Origin of the sequence: Pseudomonas sp. BF-R-01 (genome assembly GCF_019946615.1) — a bacterium.
GTDB classification, from domain to species: domain Bacteria; phylum Pseudomonadota; class Gammaproteobacteria; order Pseudomonadales; family Pseudomonadaceae; genus Aquipseudomonas; species Aquipseudomonas migulae.
In genome coordinates, this window is sequence record NZ_JAGYFX010000197.1 from 1 (window position 1) to 4,302 (window position 4,302).

At 61.4% G+C, this 4,302-nt stretch carries 3 protein-coding genes; 1 reads left to right on the plus strand and 2 read right to left on the minus strand.

Annotated elements, in window-relative coordinates; all coding sequences use genetic code 11:
* Nucleotides 1-91: 91 nt before the first annotated feature.
* Nucleotides 92-1,462, minus strand: coding sequence for an aspartate aminotransferase family protein (locus tag KGB27_RS31030; protein ID WP_223557365.1), 1,371 nt, complete (start codon nucleotides 1,460-1,462; stop codon nucleotides 92-94).
* A 21-nt stretch (nucleotides 1,463-1,483) separates the two neighbouring features.
* A complete protein-coding gene (locus KGB27_RS31035; protein WP_223557366.1) occupies nucleotides 1,484-2,974 on the minus strand; it encodes an aldehyde dehydrogenase in 1,491 nt (496 codons plus the stop codon).
* Between the two features lie 225 nt (nucleotides 2,975-3,199).
* On the opposite strand from KGB27_RS31035, the gene KGB27_RS31040 reads away from it, so the two are divergent.
* Nucleotides 3,200-4,129 (plus strand): LysR substrate-binding domain-containing protein, encoded by a 930-nt coding sequence (locus KGB27_RS31040; protein ID WP_008041256.1) that lies wholly within the window; start codon nucleotides 3,200-3,202, stop codon nucleotides 4,127-4,129.
* Nucleotides 4,130-4,302: the final 173 nt, after the last annotated feature.

Here is a 4,302-nt window from a genome sequence, read left to right on the forward strand (position 1 = left end):
GGTTATGTGTCAGGCCTAAAATCCGAGGCCGACAATAAACCTGTAGGAGCGAGGCTTGCCCGCGAAAAGGTCCGCAGGACCTTCGGCTACATCAGAGCCGCCCGTATTCCTGCGCCGTACGATCGACCGCTTTCAACGTCTTGCCCACCAACTCATCAACCTCTTCCCGACTGGCAATCAACGCCGGCGCCATGATCATCCGCCCCAGCGTCGAACGAATAATCACCCCCTCCTCAAACCCAATCGTGCGGCAACGCCAGGCAATGTCGTTCTCGTTGGTAAAGCGCTTGCGACTGGTTTTGTCTTCGGCCAACTGCAACGCCGCCACCATCCCGACACCCTGAATATCCCCCACCAACGGGTGATTGCCGAACACTTCGCGCAAACACTGTTGCAGGTACGGCCCGATGTCGTCCTTGACCCGCGTCACCACGCCTTCATCGCGCAACGCCTTGAGGTTGGCGATGGCCACCGCTGCCGCCACCGGGTGTCCGGAATAGGTCAGGCCGTGGGCAAACACCCCGCCCTGCTCCACCAATACCTGCGCCATTTTCTTCGACAGGATCAGCCCGCCCATGGGGATGTAACCAGAGGTCAGCCCCTTGGCAATCGACAGGGTGTCCGGCTCGAAACCGAAGTGCTCATGGGCGAACCATTCGCCAGTGCGACCGAAGCCGCCGATCACTTCGTCGGCGCACAACAGCACGTCGTACTTGCGGCAAATCCGCTGAATTTCCGGCCAGTAACTCTCTGGCGGGAAGATCATCCCGCCCGCGCCCTGGAACGGCTCGGCGATAAACCCGGCGACCTTGTCCGCGCCCAGTTCGAGAATCTTCGCTTCCAGTTGTTGCGCCGCCCGCAGGCCGAATTCAGCCGGGGTCAGGTTGCCTTCATGGGCGAAGAAGTACGGCTCGTCGATGTGTTCGATGTCCGGCAGCATGCCGCCCATTTCGTGCATGAACTTCATGCCGCCGAGCGCCGTCGCCGCCAGTGTCGAACCGTGGTAACCGTTCCAGCGACCGATCATGATTTTCTTCTCGGGCTTGCCGAGGATGGTCCAGTAACGGCGCACGGTGCGGATCAGCACCTCGTTCGCTTCGGAGCCGGAGTTGGTGTAGATCGCGTGGCTGTAGTGCCCCGGCAACAGGCTGAACAGCAGCTCCGAGAGCTCGATCACCTGCGGGTGAGTGGTATGGAAAAACATGTTGTAGTACGGCAATTGCTCAAGCTGCCGAGCCGCTGCCGCCGCCAGATCCTTGCGGCCGTAACCGAGGTTGGTGCACCACAGCCCGGACATGCCGTCGAGGTAGCGCCGACCATCGTTGTCCCACAGGTGCAGGCGCTCGCCACGGACCATCACCCGCGGTCCTTCGTCGTTGAGCGCTTTCTGATCGACGAATGCGTGGATGTGGTGCGCAGCGTCGGCGGCCTGGTAGTCGCGGGTTTCACGTGGTGTGGTCATCGCCAGTTCTCCGTTTTGTTATTAGCGCAGTTGAAACCAGGTGGTCTTCAACTGGGTGTATTTATCGAATGAGTGCAGCGACAGGTCACGGCCGAAACCGGACTGCTTGCCGCCGCCGAACGGCACCGTCACATCGAGTGCATCGACGCTGTTCACCGAAACCGTACCTGCGCGCAATTGCCGCGCCACACGGTGGGCGCGATTGAGGTCGTCGGTCCACAGCGAAGCGGCCAGGCCGTAGACGCTGTCGTTGGCCAGCTGCAAGGCGTGTGCCTCGTCATCGAACGCCGTGACGGCCAGCACCGGGCCGAACACCTCGTCGCGAAACAGCGGCATGTCCGGGCTCACGTTAGTGAAAATCGTCGGCTGAATGAAGTTGTCGGAGCCGTTGAAAATCGACTGCCGACCACCGCACACCTTGGTCGCACCCTGGCGCTGGGCTTGCTCGATGAACTTCATGATGCGCGCGGTCTGGCGGCTGTCTACGATCGCCCCGGCGCTGCTCGACGGGTCCAGCGGATCGCCCGGCAGCCAGCGTTCGGCCTGCGCCTTGAGACGCTCGACGAACTCGTCATGGATCGAACGCTGCACCAGCAACCGCGAGTTGGCGGAGCACACTTCACCCTGATTGAAGAAGATCCCGAACGCAGCTTTTTCGGCCGCCAGATCCAGGTCCTGACAATCGGCGAACACCAGGTTGGCGCTCTTGCCGCCGCACTCCAGCCACACCTGTTTCAGGTTCGATTGCGCGGAATACTGCATGAAAAATTTGCCGACTTCGGTGGAGCCGGTGAACACCAGGCAATCGACATCCGGGTGCAAACCAAGGGCTTTGCCGGTCTGCTCGCCGAGTCCCGGCAGCACGTTGAGCACGCCTGCTGGCAAGCCGGCTTCAAGCGCCAACTCGGCCAGACGCAGGGCAGAAAACGGTGATTGCTCGGCGGGTTTGAGGATCACCGAGTTGCCTGCCGCCAGCGCGGGCGCGAGTTTCCATGCAGCCATGTCCAGCGGGAAATTCCATGGCACCACGGCGGCGACCACGCCCAGCGCTTCGCGGGTGATGGTCGCCAGTACGTTCTGCGCGCTCGGGGCGATCTGGTCGTAGAGTTTGTCGAGGCTTTCGGCGTACCAGCGAAACACCCCGGCGGCGCCCGGCACGTCGATGTTGTAGGCGTCCATCACTGGCTTGCCCATGTTCAGCGAATCCAGCAGCGCCAGTTCTTCGCGGTGGGTCATGATCAGATCAGCCAGGCGCAGCAGCACTTGCTTGCGCTCGTTTGGCGAACGCGCCGACCAGGTGCCGGCCTCGAACACCTGCCGCGCATTTTTGACGGCGGCGTTCACTTCTTCATCACCGCACGCTGTCACGTTGGCCAGGCGCTGGCCGGTGGCCGGGTTGATCGCGGCGAAGGTTTGCCCCGACTGCGCCGAACGGGGTTTGCCATCAATCAGGGCCTGGTCGGGAAACGCCAGCGCAGCGGCCTTGTTTTGCCAGTAGGTAAGCTCGAACACGTTCAGATGCTCCATGGGCTTTTCTTGTGAATTGGATGGTGGCCCAGGCCCGTGTCGAGGAAAAATAGTAAAAATGTCTTCGTAGACCATGAAAAAACTGGGCAGCCCATCTCCCCGGTCGTGCGGTATGTGGTTATTGTTCAGGCACAACAACACCGTCGTCAGAACGGACGCAGTCGGCGCAAAAATTGCTGGATGTCGAGTCCATCCACCCCGAGGTTTGCCGTGGCTGCCTACAACCTGCGTCAATTGAAGTACTTCATCACCACCGTCGAATGCGGCAGCGTTGCCGAGGCGTCGCGCAAGCTGTACATCGCCCAGCCGGCCATTTCCACGGCGATCAAAGGCCTGGAAGACAGCTTCGGCGTGCAATTGCTGATCCGTCATCACGCACAAGGCGTGTCCCTGACGCCCAGCGGCGCACGCTTCTACCGCAAGGCCCAGGAACTGTTGCGCATGGCCAAGGAGTTCGAACAGAACGCCCTGGCCGACAATGACGTGGTGGCCGGGCAAATCGACATCGGCTGCTTCGAAACCGTCGCGCCGCTGTACTTGCCGCAATTGATTGCCGGGTTCTCGGCGCTGTATCCCGGCGTGAAAATCCGCATCCGTGACGGCGAACAGCAGGAGTTGGTGCAAGGCCTGACCTCGGGCACCTTCGACCTGGCGATCCTCTATGAACACGACCTCGACGCCACCATCGAAACTGAACCCCTGATGCCGGCGCAGCGGCCTTATGCATTGCTGCCGGCGGATCATCGCTTTGCCCAACTCAAGCAAGTGTCCCTGCGCGATCTGTGCCTGGAGCCGATGATTCTGCTGGACGTGCAACCGAGCCGGACCTACTTCGTCAGCCTGTTCGAAGAACTGGGCCTGTCGCCGAACATTGCGTTCAGCTCACCGTCGATCGAGATGGTTCGGGGCATGGTCGGCCAAGGGTTCGGCTTCTCGATCCTGGTCACCCGCCCGCACTCGGAGTGCACCTACGACGGGCAGAAAGTGGTGTGCGTGGACATCGTCGAAGACGTCACCGGCTCGGGGTTGGTGGCGGCGTGGCTGAAGCGCGGGCAGCTGACCAAACCGGCGCAGTTGTTTGCCGATTACTGCCGCGAACAGCTCACCGCCAAGGCCGAAAGATCACACCCGACCTTGTAGGAGTCCGGCTTGCCGGCGATGGCGTCCGAAAGACCGATGCAACATCCAAGGGCCCCATCGCCGGCAAGCCGGCTCCTACAAGGTGCGTGGATGTATGAGGGATCAAGGCAAACGCAAACCTGTAGGAGCCGGCTTGCTGGCGATGGCGGTGGATCAGCCGCTGATTTATTGAC